Here is a 17,009-nt window from a genome sequence, read left to right as displayed (position 1 = left end):
TTGACATAGATATTGTTTTAACAATGAGTTACTTCAAATAACTACTAAAATTCCAATAAGATGGTGTTGATTTACTGTTGATCCAACCACCCCATAAACCATCCGGCCCATTTATCAACATCCGCAGGATCCACACAGCCTTTGTGTTTACATGGAGGATGTGAGATTCCCTTGAAGTTACCATCTCCACAAATTACAGAGATATAATCACGCGGCCAAGCAAGCGACTTCTTGAGCAGTCGAACTTCTAACTCAGCGATTTGCTCAAGCAACGCTACGTTATCTTTTAACTTTAATACCATGGTCGATATCGAATTCTTCGCATCAGAGGTATCAACCTCAACAAAATGATACACCTGCCCATGATAAGTAACTTTGACGACAGCCATGCATCTCGGATTAGCATCATCTGCCATCATGTGTTTGGTACAACGTGCCAATTTAGGCAATTTTCTCAGAGGATAGCGGTACGTTTGACATCCGTGATTAGCTTCCAAACGATCAATAACCCGAAAAAAAATCTCAAATTTACTTGCATACAGATGAGCGTCATCACTTTCGTCATTCAAAACGTCATAATTGGCACCTGCAATTGTACCTGTAGCATTATCACCATTCGGAGATAACTTATTGGGAAGTTGTTCATTAGATTCACTATCATCGGGCTTACCGCGATTAGCCTTCCGAGTTTTATCAGTTACTCGATTAGTCTTGAATGGCTTACGAAATGACAAGCCAACTGATTCTGTATCTAAAACAACACGTTTTTTATCAGGGTCAGCCTCTTCCTCATCATCAAGTTCGTGCTCTTCTGGACGTTTAGGCCTACCTGAATTAGCTCCGCCACCTTGACCTGTTACCTGCCTTTTGAAATCAGGGTGATAAAAATCTAGTTCATCAGGCATACTCGATGGCAAGTCTTCCACCCTTCTAATTTCCCAGACAAAAAAGCTGTTACTGCTCCAGTCGTGCCACCCTGACACTTCTAATTTTGTTCTATTCAAGCGAGGAGGTACAAAAGAGAAATCCCAAAATTTATACTGTCCACTGGATGTATGATCTTTCATCATTGTCTGGTGAATACTTTCAAATGAAGTTCGAGCCTCAGGATCCATCAATATCCAACTTAAGAATCGTCGTGAACGTTCATCATTAAAAGCGGCAATCGGATAGCTAGAACTTGGCATCACATCAATCTGCCAATGCCCGTTTATATTGGTGATATTGAAGTCTGATGACAGCTTTCCGTGTTCCAAACAGATTCTGGACATATAGTTATCATGCAGAAAAAGAACACGTGCTAATTCAAGCTGAGGTAGGAAAACAGTTGGACCATCAGGCACATCACATTCAAAGCACCACTGTTCAGAATTGTGCCCATTCCCCATTGAATGAAAAGCCGGGCAGTCCCTTAAGCGCTTTCTGCCCCACTGCTGAGCATCCCTAATGGTAAAAGTTAACTGTCTTCCTTTTAACTTATTAGACTGATTGGCACTTAATGATTTGTAGCGTCGAATCAATGGAACACCAGCTATGGGTATTGATGGACGATCAAGCTTTTTTGAAAAGCTAAGGTTAATTCCCCAAAACACGTTACTATTTTTCTTAAAAAGAGAACCTACGCCCAACACTAATGCATCTTCTGGGATGTGCTTAAATCTGTAATCGCCCATATACCATCCGTTATTCCTGTTAAAAAACATCGAGCCAGTGGAGTTAAGCGCTCTTCACTCAACCCAGAGCCTCGTAGCAAACGCCACCGTTCAGTTTGAATATTTTGTAAAAAGAGTGAGATGTACTGATTTCCCAATCGCCGAATTTGGTATTGAGCGACCGATTCCGAATACTTGGCAAGAAACTGCTTAGTTAAAGGTAAGTGCCGTAATTTCCTCTCTGGCATTGCACCTAGCTTTAGTTTTGACAGCAAAAAAGTACTCGTCATTCGGGGAGAAAAATCATCTCGTTCACATTCCTGTCGTAACTGACATAATCGACGAACGATCGAACGATCTCGCTTCAGCCAATCGACCCGCCTATCTTCATATATGACCGGATGCTCATAGCGTCGATTAATTTTCATCAGCCATTCGTAATCATGTCGGTACAACCACATGTACAAACCTTGCGATCCATGTAATCGAGCTTGTTTGCACCCGCACTCTTTCAACAGCTTCAGCCATTGAGTTCTTTTGTCTCTATTAATCTGCTTCGGCAAAACCACTGGATGGACATTTCTTTGCTTTTGCGGATAACGCTTTACGTTAGCTAAAATGTCAGATGGTGAAATATCTCGATCTAGTAAACTGGACTGAATGATCAGGTGCTGCATAAAACTGAAGGATTTTCGGTGCTTTCGTAAAATAGTTCTGGCCCAGCAGGTATCTCGCTTCGTCAGTGTGAGTTGGTTATCCGACAACCAACCTCTACTCCAGAATGAATCGATACGCTCCCGAACTTCATCATGTTTTACATTGGAACCTCTATTGCAACCGGCTAGTGCAACCAAATCATGGTAATAGCAGCCCCATTGATAAAAAGTTGGCGATGTTTGAGGTTCCACTTGCAGAAGTTGTTCAACAACATGGCTGATGCGTAAAGATTCCCTTTTATGATGCCGTATTGGCCTGTCATCCGGTGTTGTGTCCGCCGCATAAAATTCATGGCGATGTTCGTAATGTGGTTGAATAGAAAATTCAAACAACGGGGTTGAGTGTTTTGGGCACCATGTGGCTCCTGACACTTGCCAGTCACGCATCCAATGCCGCTCACCATATTGAGCTAGTTGCTCTTCAAAACACTGGGGACAATATCGTAGAAGTTTCGGCTGCTTGACAATCGAAGCAGCAATTCCGAATACCAAGTGTATGAGCCCTTTAGATTGATTTGCCATCCAGCGCATACCGGCCTGTCTTTTTCTTTCTTCGATAAAAGGCGCATAAATAGGGAAAAGCGTGTGCTGGTATATCAGTGAAGCCGTCGTAATATTTAAAACTGATGGATATTGCCCAGAAATTTGAGCAAGGTGACTCGGTAGGTCAACCGTAGCGATAACCTTTCGGTCTCCATAAACCTCATCCAATAGCTGCTTAGGTGATATGGCTCCGCTATGAACCCTAGCCCTAGCAACCAAGCTGTAAATCAACTCATTTGGATACGGGACTGGGAAACCGAGCATCTAACTAACCTTTTTCAAATCCAAGATAAGTTTATTGACCTTGAGCGCACTGTACATATCTTCTTTCTTGGTCAGTTGTGAATACACAAATCGCAAATCGCCAGTTTCAAGGCTTGACCAGTCGGCACGTTTAACTACAGCCGCTTTTGGTGCTTTCGGTTGCTGATCGACAAACTGCTTACTTTCGTCATACCAATCAAGTACAACCGGCATCATTTCGCGCATCATCAGTTTGGGCTGTTCCCGGAAAATTTTTTCAACCAACGGAATGAGAATTTCAGACTGGCAATCGGTTTGTACAAGTAGCTTGTATAGCCGCATCGCTTGTTCGTTATTACTGAAAGGTAATTCCGGCTCATCTGGGATCTGATTGATTTTTTGGTGAAGGCTAAGCAGTCGTTTGTCGATATCTTCTACTCGGAGATCGGAGTATTTGGCTATCAAGGTTGGGTTACCCCGGCGAATAGCATTCAGCATAGGGTGTACCGGTTTGAGTTCATCGTCGTAAACTGAGCGTAAAACGTTAACCGTGATACGCTCCAGTTTTGATGCTATTGCTCGTAGCTGAGCCAGGACAAATAACTTAACCACGATATCCAGAACCCCTTGAGATAGCTCATACCAACAATCTCTGATTTCCTCGGTAAGCACTTCATCACGCCGATTAAGCCACTGGTATTTCCAAAGCTTATTCGTAAAAGCAACCCATTCATTTCTAGCATTCGGATTTTCCGGATATTGCGGCATGGGTTGCCAATAAACAGAACCGATGCCGGTGGTTCGCCTTGCAGACTGCAATTCGACTTCAAACAAAGGGCGAGCTTTCGGCGTACCAACCAATATCACCGGAATACCGACGGTGTTAACCAGTTCGACGAAAAACTCCAACATTTGCTCTCGGCCAACCGCCTTGCGAATTTTTAAGCGTTGAATTTCATCAATAACCAGGACACCTATAGCACGTTCATTCGCAACCTGGCTCATTAGAGCCAGTAACGTTGGCACCCCGTGACGTTTGCGGCCATGCGTATTTTCATAATTAGTTCCCAGCCGCTTATCCACCTCACGGAAAAAATTCAGACACAAACTTTGCTGTGATCCATTATTCGGGCATTCGATTTTCAGATAGCTGAGTTGAAAAAAGTTATGTTGTTCGTGATAGATGACCTGAGGGTAGGTGGCAAGAATGCGCTCAAGGGTTGAACTTTTACCACTACCGGAACATCCGATAAGAGATAAACAAGTTGCTGTCGTTAGCACATTTCTGAATTTATAACTCTGCAAATCACCGGACATCACCCGTTCGTAGCCATTTTGTAAATGCTTATTCAATGAACCATCCAGTAAATTTCGGCTCACATAACCACGCCGGATCATAATCGATATGCGCTCTTCCAAGAGAACATGCTGGGATAAGGGCTGGAAGAAATCATCAAGTAAAGCTGCAACCATATGAGCTCGTTGCCGAGGCTTATCCTGAAGATCATTCAAAGAAAAATCGACTTTACCTTCCAATCCTTCTTTTAGTTGCTTAAGCTCCATGATTGGTGTCAAAGCTTCGATAAATGGGTTCCCTTTATAGGCTGGATTACCAGTATCTTTATATATGGCATTAACATATTCACTTGGCAAACTCATTCGTTATCATCCTCATCATCGAATAACTCATCGACATAGCTCGGGTAGTCATAATCTTCCTCCGGAACACCACGTAAAGGAATGATATCTGCCGTGTCTTTCAAATCTGTCTTTATTTTCGGTTTTCTGCTGACTCGTTCATTTTGTAGTTCAGCTTTTCGGTTCGACCTAATCTCACCGATGCGTTCAGTATTCGGGATGCTTGAGGTATCCGGACTTAATTTCTCTGCTTGTTTGATTTTGTCAATCACTCGCTGCTCATGCTTTCGTTTGTGCTTATCAGCTCTGACTTTACTTTCAGCATGAGTGAATTTTTTCTGCTCTTGTCGCTGCCACACTTCCCAGAAAGTACAATTAACAAACTCCCTGGATCGTCCGGAAAGTTTGCAAACCCAATGCTCGGCGCTGTTTCGACTAGGAAACAGATAAATTTCATCGGCAAGGTCGGGATCATATGCCACCAAAACTTTTTGCGGACGAGTCACTTCTTGGGCTCGATGCATCCAACCTTCGACAATCGCCTCTTGGCAGGTGTAGTAGATACCAAAAATGCATATCCCCAAATCAGAGACCGTTGCATCTGCTCTGGGAAGTAAACTTAATCTTACGGCTTCTTCAGGAGCTGAGCGCAACCGGCCAGTACGGTGTTGAATCCCCCAGTTCCACAGTTCTAATGGCACCGAAGGCAAATCAACCGGCATATCGGCAGATCTGTCATAGGTCTTCATCACATGGTACAGATTGTGATAAAGAATTGAGGACAGGATAATTTCTTTAAAATCTGAAATAGATAACTTGGCATCAAGACGATAATCCTTACCACCACGTTTTTTAACAATGGTTCCCGTCACGACACCAGGAGCAAATGGTGTAAAGTCGGCTTGCAACGTCTTGAAATTGCGCTCAACAATGCCCTTGGCGTCACCTCGAAACGGAGGCGTATTTTCAATTCGCACCGAGAAGCTTTTTTCGAGATTTTCTATCTGATAGCCAAGCAATTCACCTCTGTCTGCCAAAATAGCATCTGGAAATCCGATTGCAGGCCAATCTTGAGATTCGATCTCTATCCCATATTGGCGACATAGTTCAACTTTATCAGTCATCGCAACTTGTAAAGCCTGCATAGCAGCTACATAAGAAGGATTTTCAAAACCAATATAACATCCAACTATCAGGCGACTGAATACGTCGATAACGATATAAACAACCGGACGTCCAACAATCCAGCCTCGGTTCACATCGGAAACCACGTAAATATCTGCGATGGTCGCATCAATTTCAAAGCGGGAGCCCGGCCCCAAAGCATACATAGTCGCCGTTCCTGTCAAAGGTCGAATATCTTTGTTATAGGAATTTTGACTTGCCCGGCTTTTGATTTTTTCTACCTGAGTGTATTCACGTTGATAGAAGTGCTTCATCTGCCAATTGGTTGGAATTTCTGCCTCGAGCACATCCGGAAAATAGGTTTCATACATATCTTTAAAACGCCGGTGCGCATAGGGAAATGAATAACCTTTGTCAGTTAACAAATACTTCTGAATGGCAATCCTGAATAGCTTTTCGATGAACTCGTCCACATTGACACCAGAACCCGGATTATACTTTCTGGGTCGCCCTAATTTTATCTCTCCCGGGATTCGTTTTTTTCCTTTTGCCCCGGAATTTTTGTAATCAGGAAGAAGAGCATTAACAATCTGACCCCGCTGCCAGTATTGGCGGATAAGACGATACAATGTTTGTTTGGTTGTTTTGTGATTAGCAATGACCAAATCAATGGCTTTAGCGCGCTGTTTCGGCTGATAGAATTCTTCCAGATGGATGATAGGGCTTATCAGTTTATAGTTTTGGTCTCTTTTTACTTGAGCTGTACTGCCATCTTCAGGCGAGAGCATAATCAAATAGGAATAGGGATCTTCGACTCGGTGTAACAATTCATCTTGAATCGCCAAATCCAGCGAATATAAGTCAATAATGCTGGGGAAGGCGCTTTTATTATCGATCGATATCCAGACAAAATTGTTTCCGAATCGACTCAAAATCCGGAATCGCTCGTTCTCATACTCCAGGACCTCATTGATTCGAAACATGACGAGCTCCTATTAAGTTTCCCATGTCCTCAACAACGAAATCCTTACCTTTTAGTAGGTGGAATGGTTGGGACAACATATCAAAGTAGAAACAGCGATTAGCCAGTAATTGCCTGATTTCATAGATAGAAGAACCATCAGGCTGATTGTAAATACGGTCAGTCAACTTACAGATGTCAGTAACCGTTTTATTGGGATTTTGCTGAAAAAGGTCACTGTAGTACGCCGTCCTGTCTAACAAGACTTCATCATCAATCTCATCCTGCTCAGCCGGGTATATCCAACTAATGTTCTGGACAAGCGTTGGGGATACATCGTTTTCCGTGACCAGAAACCAAGGGACCTTTTTCAGTAGCCAATAACGGCGTTCAATTTCCAGCTTTTCAATAACTCGGGGATCTTTTAAAAAATTAGAGTACTTAGCTTGAATGACATACTGTGGAAGCTGAAGTTCTAAGCTATCAACCAAAAAATCGGATGACATGTACATTTTCACACCGCCTTCGGCTGGATGTTTAATTCCACTATCAAGGGCAATATCAAGCGTTTCTTCGCGCCTAAGAGGAAACTGCTCGCGAATATCAGTTGTTTGGGAGTTCCATTCAAGGGTTAAGAATACGGCAAGTTCTAAATCAGATAGCAAATGATGAGTACGCTGGCTTTTATGACCAAAGACACGATGAGAGCGACCATCGGATGGAACATTGCGGACAGTTATCCAAGGCAGATAATCAGAGCCGCAGCCATTGCCACGGCCTTCTTTTATCCAGCGTTTGTATTTCGTTTCAGAGGGTGCGTACTTGCTTTTTGCCATATAAAACCATCACACTTTGCTTAAAAAATAAGCATAAACGCAACAGATTTAGTATGCAACTTTATTACTCAACAATTCTTATATAGTGAACACAATCAATGAGCAGCAATTTATACTAACAACCGATACTTCGTGTCACAATACAGATTTGGTACGACAGAATAGCTCGGTGATCACAAAGTCTAAGCAGGTCACAGTAACAAGCTTTTGGACAAAAATCCGTTTCAGAAAATATAACATTAGCGATTATTGAATAACGAAATGTATGGAAAATCGCTTCCTGAGTCATTATTGTGATTGATAAAGCACAGCAAGCCCCCGATTATATTAATAATCGGACCACAACATTATCTTGGCTATGCAAATCAAACGAGACTTTGACTACTACCACAACCTACACAATGTCATTACTCACGCCTTACTTCACTTGTTATGTAAAGTGTCAGCATCTCCCCGCTTTGTGCCAGTCGCAACGCGCAATGAAATATTGATAAAATACCTCAAGCCTAAGCTCAACGATAAGTCTCTATCAAATATAAAAAAAGACATCAAACTGATGCTCAGCGTTGCGAGAAAAAAAGGCGGGAACCTAGAAATGAAACTGCATCAACTCAGCACTGAATCGAATCAAACGAAACTCGTCGGGGCTGAAAAGCTCTATAACCTACTCGTCCACCTTCATGATGAAGAAGGTATTGAGTCTCGGCTGTTTGAAGAAGGTAGCGAAGCGGAGCCTGGCATTCTTTACATGTTAGAAGAGCAAGTCGAACACAGTTTTGACCAAGAACATAACCAAGTGACACCGTTATCGATGCTTATCCAGCTAGAGCGTGCACCAGAGCTCATAAATTCGATTAACGCTCACGGTCTGTTCCTTGCCGAAATGAAAGAGTGGAACGCGGAGTTACATCAAGCCCATATTTTAGTGCACCCTACTTAAAACATGACGGCGACGATAACTGTCATATGACACTTCACCAGAAGGTGATACGAGAGTTAATAGAGCGCATCAAAATACGATGGCCGTGGTTTTCTTGCTGGTTTTGGATAAAAACGCGTCAGTGGTTTTTATAATTTAGTAAATTATCGATAACTGTAGTTATCACAAGCGTGCTGTATCAAGTTCTTCCCTTAAACTTAGGTCACCAGTTGTATCCAATCTTTGAGTCATTAAAACGAAATTCTATCTTCAAAAATACACGCCACTACTCCTTGAGATAAATTGAATTATCTAAGGTCAAATAGAAGTAGCAGAGTTTGACAAACCCAAGGGAGCAAGTCGCAGCATGCACTTACCATTTTTCTTGCCATGCACATACATTGTGACCTTATGTCAAAATCTAATGTGCATATCTTATCTTTTCAGGTAATTAAAGATACAATATGAGCACTGCACCATAGACAACAACAGGCATAGCATGGCTCACACGGCATATCTCTCAGTGATCGGTAAAAAACAAGGTTGTATATCCCTTGGTTGCAACACGAAAGACTCTATAGGAAATAAGGCTCAAGTATCGCATTCAAATGAAATCACCGTTCTGGCGTGTAACTTCACCTTAAACAAACACGGCGGACCTGCCGAAGTCGTCATTACCAAACCCATTGATAAAGCCTCTCCACTTCTTGGTAATGCCTTTTCTAAACAAGAGCATTTACAGTGCACAATCAATTTCTTTCGTACTAATGAGCAAGGCTATAACGAAAACTTCTATACTATTGAGTTGGTTGACGCCTTAATTACCACCCTGTCTTTTGACCAACCTAACGTACTGAACTCTGGCGATGAAGATATGTCAGAAACCCTTCACCTCTCTTACCGAGACATCACTTGGAAACATAAAATAGCTGGCACTGAAGGTTATGAAACATGGGAGAGCAACTTAGGGTGAGAAATCAAACTTCGCCCGATGCATGGGACATTCGAGAAGTCGAAAAGGCAGGGAAAGGACTCACTATGCAAGCCGTCACGCTGTCACACCGCTATATTTCGAATGGTGGGCTAAAGATGCAGTTTGTTCGTGACGTTGATCGTTTTGAACAATGTCTTGTTAACGATTTTAAGAACGGTAAAAAAAACAAAGAAACGGTATTTAAAGAACTTCGAAAGGAAAGACAAAACTTGATGGACCAAGGTGCCCTAATTGCCAAAAAAGGGGTTGGTTTTATCGCGGGTGTGATGCAGGTAGCCGCAGGCGCGGGGGTCTGTTACTACTCTGCCACTTACCTTTGCTCAATTGGTGCAACAATGATGGCTCATGGCGCGAATAACATGTATGAAAATGGCAAATACTTTTGGGATGGTGATGAGAATCCCACGGGGCTAGTTCGAGAAGGCTATCAACATGCAGCAGAGTATTTAGGTTACTCCAAATCTCATGGCGATATTGCCTACTATAGCTCTGATTTAGCCATGTCAGCCTATGGAGCTATAGCCAAAACCAACACGGCTAAAAATGCAGTAGAGGCGTATCAAATTGCCTCCAAACCTAACTTAAAGCCTATGCCATGGACAATCACCCCAAAAGCCAAACAATTTAAGTTATTTAGATACAGCTCAGAAGACTATCTAAGAGGATATCAAGCATCAAGTAGGTTATCACTAGGAGCTGGGGCATTAAGTGACAGCATTACAGCATACTCACTATATGATGAGGTCAAAAAATGATAACCATTACGTGGTATTCATTTTCATCTATTTCCCTCATTTATCTGCTATGGCGAATAAACCACGTACCATCAAAAGGTATCACTCTGCTATGTAGGTTTTTATTATTTTTGATCTTAGGTGGGCAATTTTGGGCAATTTTTCAGATTGGAACAAAAACAGCAGGAGTTTCATCTAAGATACCTTTTTTCGAAGATTTTTTTATTAAACATCTCGATTTACCTAACCTTGAAATTCAATGGCTATCTTTCCTTTTTTTCATAATCACAGTGATATTTTGTTTGCCAAAGAACACTGGAAACTAAGGATTCGAGCAATTGAAAGAAGTTCTATTTTTTTATTTACAGCCGCTCGGTAAAGCGATTAAATACACATTGGGTCAATGACCGAAGTTGGTGCGTTATGTGGATGATGGGCACTTATCCATCGACAACAACCGAGCAGAACGTGCAATCAAATCGATGGTCATTGGCCGAAAGAACTGGCTCTTCGCCAACACATCAAGAGACGCCGATGCCAGTGCATTACTCTATAGCAGCATCGAGACAGCTAAAGCCAATAGACTCATTCTCTACGATTACATGGTCAAGTGCATGAAAAAGCTAGCGAAAGCTGAGCCCAATATCGACTCACTTCTTCCGTGGAACTTCTCACACTAAAACGCCCTGAGTGTTCATGGGGCGCGTACGGTCAACATCAATGGATTTTAAGAGCTCTATCTTTGATAGGCTTTGAGTAAGTCTTTACTATAGTAAGGAATGCTACATTTATGTGAGATATTTATAGAACGCAACCGCTTGGTTGCCAGTTAAAAGAATTCCTGACGTACTTTATTAGCTACGAAATTCAATCTTAACCAAATTGAAAAAACCAAACTCTTGACTGGAATTTCTACGTTAAGTTAAGGATAGCCTGCCTTAATTTACTGAAGAGGACAACTCTTTCTCTCGCTCAATTAGAGTATCTATCATAGTAATGGCTCCTTTGCTTAAAACGTATCGGCTCTGACTAATTCGAAAGGCAAAGCCTCTCTTTTTTATGAACTCAAGCGCATCAATTGGAGTTTTTAATTTTAAAGCTTTAAATATTGCACTAGTTGTTTCATCGTCAGCCAACGATGCAATATCATTACCTGTAATTCCCTGAGCAGACTCGCCTAATAGTGCAAGCGGCTGCCCTCGCTGTGTCATGAGTCGACTGATGAGTGTTAAGATCGCAATGATTTTTAAAGACGTTTCATCAAACACGGTATCTTCGCTTTCGCTCTCAGCTATTGATTTCAGAGAAAAAAACTCGCCGTCTTCATCATGAATTAGTTCATACCCCAAGTGTCGGTATAGCTGATTGTAATGGTTTTCATGCTGGCGAATTTCAAGGTAAGTCTTGGACTCCACAAATTGCGCTTGTGAGGTCATGTATTCCTTTCGATTAATTACACTGCCGGTATAAAAAGCACGATAAATCGTCTGCGACAATTGCTCATCAGCATCTAAAAATGTATTACGATCCATGCTCAATTAACTTCCGTCTGTTGAATGCTTAACGAAACCAGATGACGCACTCTATACTGGAGTTCGTATACATCATCTACCATTTTTTGATATTCATTTTTCAACTCCAACCGATAGTTGGGTGAGTTGATAAGCCTGGACTGTACTTCGAATAAATCCGGCAATTTAAAGTCTGTCCATTCCTGGCTTAGCTCTTTATGCGCCAAGGCAAGGAAATCTTTGTTTAGCGGCCAGTCAAAATTATCAACCCATCGAGCTAAGCGTTGAGAATACTGTAATTTCTTAGCAGCCTCTTTACTTATACTTTCGGATAAAAGTACTTTTTCACTGTTCTCAGGGGCATAACTTTGGACACGCGTAGCCAATTCATTGAAGGCGACGTCTAAAAATGAAGGTGATTTTTCCGTCCTGAACGAAGCTATTCTGCCAAGAGCTGGACACTGAACGGTCATACCCAAAGACTTTAAATCAGACATATCAATGAATTTGTTACGCAGGTCGCCACCAAGCGTATTTTCAAAGGCGGCAAGAACTACTGAATATGCACGATCGATCGCGCTGTGCTCATGTAATGATTGCTGTGTCTTTTGCAGGTAGATACTGACCTGGTTAGCCACTTGTTTGATTGGTGAAAATAAATCCAAGTACTGTACTTCGTAGCTCAACATCAAATATGCGCGACTCGTATCGTTTACCGTGTGAAAAAAAGAACGAAAATATTCCAGGGTAAGAAAAATACCATCCCCTTCCTCATAACGTGTATGCTTGTCGAGAAACACCTTCAACGGATCTATTTCTCTCTGATATAACTTAGCTGCCATGTTATATGATTCACGCTTCACTTCCAGTTGGGAATAACCCTGAGGATCTGCTATAGCGGATTTTTCAAACTCAACACCAACATTTTGGAGCTTCGCAATATTTGCTCGGATCTTTCCCAGTAAGTCGCTTATACGATATACCAAATCATCCACCCACTCCAGATAGTCATCAGTTCCTGGTGTTGTACTCAGCTTGCCACGTTTAACCTGTCGCATCAAAGACCACAACGGTGTCATGGCAGCATTTAACGATACTTTTGTTAATGGACGGTACAGACTTACTCGGCATAACCTAAATACCTCAAACACGCTAGTGTTGAATAATAACTTCGTTACTCCATCAACATTGCGACGATCATTAATGATCCGCGCCTGTAACAGATTATCCACATCAAATACTAAACTCACTTCATTAGCCTGTTCATCAGAAAACTGATCCTTTAACGCTATTACAAATGAGTAAAATATTGTCTCTGGAATAGCACCGGCATGATTAATGTCTGCAAATTCGATGGTTTTGAACATCACTTCACGGTAACGCAGCAATCGTTGAAATGTCTCCAGCGTACTGAACTGTTTATTAGTGATTTTGCCTGCCATCTATGCCTCCACAAAGGCGAGTTGAGTTGAGTGCCTGCGGATGAACTCTTGCTCGGGCGAAAAGCAAGTTTTAACCCGCTTTTGATCATAAGGCTCTGCTGTACTCATTTCATCCATAAACAAGTATTGCCCAAATGCATCAATCAGATCCGCACTTTTTCCATGAGTAGTTGCACCGATCAGTGTGTGGCCTTTTTCATTGAGAATTCGTATAAGCGGCGGAATTTGTTCAGCGCTGACGGTGCCTACTTCATCCAGGATAAGTGGAAACGAAATAGCGCTGATATTATCGCATAGCCGCTGGATGAATATTTCTGCAAAGTGCATATTAATCAGGATTTGCGTGGAAGTTGACTGTGCCTTTTCATCCCACATTTCCCCCGGCTTTTTAGTCATGTAGCTAGCTTGTTTGATAATATTTTCCATGCGTAATTTGCCATCTAAGCTATTTACTGCGTCGGAATGTAAAAATTCTTGGAGTCTGGCATACCAACTTGCGGGCAAAGTTGCTACTGTGTTCAAATCATCAAATTCTCGCCAACTAAGTACCAAGTCATCAAAGGAGCCATTGAGCACAACTTTAAGTTTGACGGCCTCTAAATCATTTATTGTTGCATTAGCCAGTTCCTCATTAATGCGCTGAACTGTCTGTTCTATTTTGATCTTTGTTTTGTCTAACCGCTCCAAGCGGTTGCGCAAATAGCTGTTATGCAGGGCTGTATCTTTTTCTAGTTGGCTTTGTGACTGGTCAAGTATTTGGAATTTTATAGAGAGAGTATCAAAACTCTTACTAATAGCAGCTTGTGAGCGGTTGTTTTCCATGATTCCATGCTCATCTTTTATTATCCCTTTTATACAAAACTGCACTAGCTGTGTATATACTCTTTCTCTGGCGTCTTTGCTTCGTTCTAGCTTTTGCGCATAGGTTTGAAGTTCTTCTGGAAGAGGAAGCTGAATGTTTTCTGGAGAATCTGTGGGCCTCAATGATTCTGTAAGGTGCTGTACTCGTGGAAAACGTAAACAGTCACTCTTGATGCTGTTGTTCAACCGTGAAATTTGTAAGCATAGTCCAGCAGCTATTTCGCGCTCCAACTCAGCTTTTTCATAGGCTTGTTGTGAATTTTCTAAATCTTTAAGATTTCTCTCTTTCTCGATATCCTTCACCGCCTTGATTTTATTTAGTTTTTCTAACTCTTCCTGCACTTCTTTTTTTCGTTGAAATGACAATTCAAAGCTTTTAAGCGTTTCCACATCTGATTGAGTCAGGGTGATTTCTCTTTCTACTTTGGATATCTCCGATGCGTTATGTAACGTGGGATTATCGTTTAGGCGCAATAACTCCTTTTCTTCACTGATATAGCTAATTCGCTGTGCATCACAGTCAAAAATTTGCTCACTAATAGAGCGCTCAGCCGTGTAAGTCGAAAGAGGAATATTTTCGTCAAAAAATTGAAGATGCGCTGCGTTCAATGTAAATAGTTGAAGAAATTTTGAAATGGCTTGGATTTCATCTTCATTAAGCAAGCGCCTTGGGTTTGCGTTAACCAAAAGCGGATTGATCGCATACAGTTTTCTGACTTCGCTTTCGGCCAATTGCGCCTTGATTGCTAAGGCTTGGTTAGCCTCTCGTTCTTTTAGCTTTTTGAGGTTGTCAGTTTCCTGCTGGATCAGCCCCTTCAATTCTTCCAACCTGATTTGTCGTGCGCTGGCGTCTGCATACTGAGTTAACTTTTCCTGCCTTTCTTGAAGGTGCTCATCTAAAGCATCGAGTACTTCAGATGTAGAAAGACCTGGGTATGGCTGACAGATAAGTTCGCATTTTTCTAATATTAACTCACGCTGTTTTAGCTCAGTTTCAGATTTACTGATATCGTGCTGGTTTATCTTGAGTGCTTCTTTGCTCTCTTTTGACACCTTATCGGCTTCTGTATAAGCCAATTTTAACGGCTCCACTTTCTGGCACTGTAAACGGTGCTTCTCCTCATGATGCAGTCTCAACGCGTCAACATTTATCATAAGCTGAGCGTATTCAAGTTCGTGTGTTTGTTGTACCTTTTGAATTGCAAACTCTTTGGTTAATTCTTGGAAAGCAGGAATATTTGCTTTTAGCTGATCTAACTCAGCCCGTTCTTTCTCCAACCTATCGTGATCATTAATAAGTTGTTTTACATCTACTTCCAGAGGCTGCGAACCCTGATCCTGAGAATCAATGGCCGTCGCCGTCATTAGCTGGAGAGATTTTCCATCCTGGTTGAAGAGTAATTTGACCAGCGCACGCAGAGACTCGATTGAGTTTTTTGACAAATCATGCAGCGGGTAAATTACAAATGGACACTCATCCGGATGCAAAACATCGATATTGTATAGATGTTTTTTGAGTTCATCTGTATTGCGAATAAGCGCCGTTGTTTTGTTGACATCTTTCAACGCGCTAAACAAGTTTTCCCCAGGAGGGGAATCAGGTCTTCCACCACTTACTCCTTTTGATTTGTCCCAGAATAAATGAGCGATATCCTCAAATGGAGACGCTATAAAAAGTCGGTTAAGCTTGTAATTGTTACCGGCAGAAATAATCTGACAATGACGCCGTGCTCCGCCCCCAATAAGCTTGTGCTCTACCTCTAGAATCAGCTTGCTATGAACCGACTGAAAGTAATAGTTTTTCACCTCATCCTTAGTGTAATACTCTTGTTCGGTCGTACTCTCGGGAGTTTTAAAGGAAAATTTTTTATCACAATCATTTAGGTTAAGCTCAGGAAGCAAGAAAAAGCGCACTGCATTTACGATGCTTGTTTTCCCCCAGTTGCCTTTAGCTAATAGGACGAGGTTACTATCCAGAGGAACCTCGACATAAGCAAAAGAAGCAGAATCAACGGCGATTATTCGTTTTAAATTTACAGAGAACCTATTGTTCATATTCTTCTCCTAAGAATATTTCTTGCTCAATAAAACCCAACCCTTTAGAAAACAAAGAAGCTAGTTCGGCAAATTTCCAATGATGTGCCTTATCCAGTGCCTTTATAAATTGCTTCTGCTTGTCAGGTTTATAGCAATGGCCATGGTAACAGGTGAGGTTTGAAGGCATTGTGAATATTATTCTGTCGCCGAGTTGCTTATGTAATGTTTCAAATATCTCTAACCCGGCCAGGTCGTAGTCTGGACAGTAATACACTTTTTCAAATTGTGATAAAAACCGCTGTGTTTGCTTGTGAGTGATAGCGTTACCTGAAGAAAAAATAATTAGCGATTCCACGCCAATATCTTCAAGCTCCATAGCTACAAGGAAGTCTTCACTGAACGTAAAACAGTCACTGTTCTCAATAAGAATAACCGGCGTTAAGTGGTCAAAATTGGACATTTCTTCATGTGCTTTTTCCGGGGAGCACTCAATGGCAATATGAGTTTGAGCATTTACACCAAATTTCGCTGTGAGGTATGCAGAGTGGGCGCTATGACGATGAGAGTTGCCTTGTTTAGCCGCGTGTATGCGTGAGCGACTGGGAGCATACTTTGCCAGTAACTTATCAAATAAATCATGGTTGGAAATGCGTATAAAATATCGTTCCGGCCGAACAAATTCAGCCACGCCCAGAGAATCAAAATTTACATGCTCATTATTAAGTAACGCTATAAAACGAGTCGCGTTTATTGTCCTTCCTGACTCAATTGCTTTCAAATAAGGATACAAGCTCATT

12 protein-coding genes and 1 pseudogene are annotated in these 17,009 nt (G+C 41.7%); 4 read left to right on the top strand and 9 right to left on the bottom strand.

Annotated features, from left to right (window positions below; all coding sequences use genetic code 11):
* Window positions 1–71: 71 nt before the first annotated feature.
* The 5 genes from AACQ79_RS16015 to AACQ79_RS15995 are packed head-to-tail and all read right to left on the bottom strand — an operon-like array spanning window position 72 to window position 7,714.
* Complete coding sequence (locus AACQ79_RS16015) at window positions 72–1,673, bottom strand: Tn7-like element transposition protein TnsE (RefSeq protein ID WP_170899377.1); 1,602 nt, start codon at window positions 1,671–1,673, stop codon at window positions 72–74.
* On the bottom strand, window positions 1,631–3,175 hold the full coding sequence (locus AACQ79_RS16010) for a TnsD family Tn7-like transposition protein (protein WP_170899376.1): 1,545 nt from the start codon (window positions 3,173–3,175) through the stop codon (window positions 1,631–1,633). Before AACQ79_RS16010 ends, AACQ79_RS16015 begins: the two co-directional genes overlap by 43 nt.
* Window positions 3,176–4,813 (bottom strand): AAA family ATPase, encoded by a 1,638-nt coding sequence (locus AACQ79_RS16005; protein ID WP_170899375.1) that lies wholly within the window; start codon window positions 4,811–4,813, stop codon window positions 3,176–3,178.
* Entirely contained in the window at window positions 4,810–6,900 is a 2,091-nt protein-coding gene (locus tag AACQ79_RS16000) for a Mu transposase C-terminal domain-containing protein (RefSeq protein WP_170899374.1), read from the bottom strand. Before AACQ79_RS16000 ends, AACQ79_RS16005 begins: the two co-directional genes overlap by 4 nt.
* Window positions 6,884–7,714 carry a TnsA endonuclease C-terminal domain-containing protein gene (locus tag AACQ79_RS15995; protein WP_170899373.1) on the bottom strand — a complete coding sequence of 277 codons (831 nt, stop codon included), beginning with the start codon at window positions 7,712–7,714 and terminating at the stop codon, window positions 6,884–6,886. The genes AACQ79_RS16000 and AACQ79_RS15995 overlap by 17 nt, the downstream gene beginning before the upstream one ends.
* A gap of 358 nt (window positions 7,715–8,072) precedes the next feature.
* Here AACQ79_RS15995 and AACQ79_RS15990 point away from each other — a divergent pair, with 358 nt between their 5' ends.
* The 4 genes and pseudogenes from AACQ79_RS15990 to AACQ79_RS15975 all read left to right on the top strand — a co-directional run.
* Entirely contained in the window at window positions 8,073–8,654 is a 582-nt protein-coding gene (locus AACQ79_RS15990; protein WP_170899372.1) for a DUF2913 family protein, read from the top strand.
* Between the two features lie 478 nt (window positions 8,655–9,132).
* A complete protein-coding gene (locus AACQ79_RS15985; protein WP_094151065.1) occupies window positions 9,133–9,606 on the top strand; it encodes an Hcp family type VI secretion system effector in 474 nt (157 codons plus the stop codon).
* Window positions 9,585–10,382 carry a DUF4225 domain-containing protein gene (locus tag AACQ79_RS15980; RefSeq protein ID WP_212756401.1) on the top strand — a complete coding sequence of 266 codons (798 nt, stop codon included), beginning with the start codon at window positions 9,585–9,587 and terminating at the stop codon, window positions 10,380–10,382. The genes AACQ79_RS15985 and AACQ79_RS15980 overlap by 22 nt, the downstream gene beginning before the upstream one ends.
* Window positions 10,383–10,729: 347 nt before the next feature.
* Window positions 10,730–11,041: pseudogene (locus AACQ79_RS15975) on the top strand (IS66 family transposase); the annotation flags it as partial.
* Window positions 11,042–11,299: 258 nt separating this feature from the next.
* Here AACQ79_RS15975 and AACQ79_RS15970 read toward each other — a convergent pair.
* The 4 genes from AACQ79_RS15970 to AACQ79_RS15955 are packed head-to-tail and all read right to left on the bottom strand — an operon-like array spanning window position 11,300 to window position 17,008.
* Window positions 11,300–11,893, bottom strand: a complete 594-nt coding sequence (locus AACQ79_RS15970; protein WP_170899371.1) for a condensin complex protein MksE — start codon at window positions 11,891–11,893, stop codon at window positions 11,300–11,302.
* A gap of 2 nt (window positions 11,894–11,895) precedes the next feature.
* The gene (locus AACQ79_RS15965) at window positions 11,896–13,314 is read right to left on the bottom strand and encodes a hypothetical protein (RefSeq protein ID WP_170899370.1); all 1,419 of its coding nucleotides are present in this window, start codon (window positions 13,312–13,314) and stop codon (window positions 11,896–11,898) included.
* Window positions 13,315–16,230 (bottom strand): hypothetical protein, encoded by a 2,916-nt coding sequence (locus tag AACQ79_RS15960; RefSeq protein ID WP_170899369.1) that lies wholly within the window; start codon window positions 16,228–16,230, stop codon window positions 13,315–13,317.
* Window positions 16,220–17,008, bottom strand: coding sequence for a Wadjet anti-phage system protein JetD domain-containing protein (locus AACQ79_RS15955; protein WP_170899368.1), 789 nt, complete (start codon window positions 17,006–17,008; stop codon window positions 16,220–16,222). The genes AACQ79_RS15960 and AACQ79_RS15955 overlap by 11 nt, the downstream gene beginning before the upstream one ends.
* Window position 17,009 lies beyond the last annotated feature (1 nt).

The sequence above is a fragment of the Vibrio sp. 3-2(1) genome (assembly GCF_963887575.1).
GTDB lineage: Bacteria > Pseudomonadota > Gammaproteobacteria > Enterobacterales > Vibrionaceae > Vibrio > Vibrio anguillarum.
Note: the sequence above shows the minus strand (reverse complement) of the source record. Positions and strands in the feature narration are given on the sequence as shown.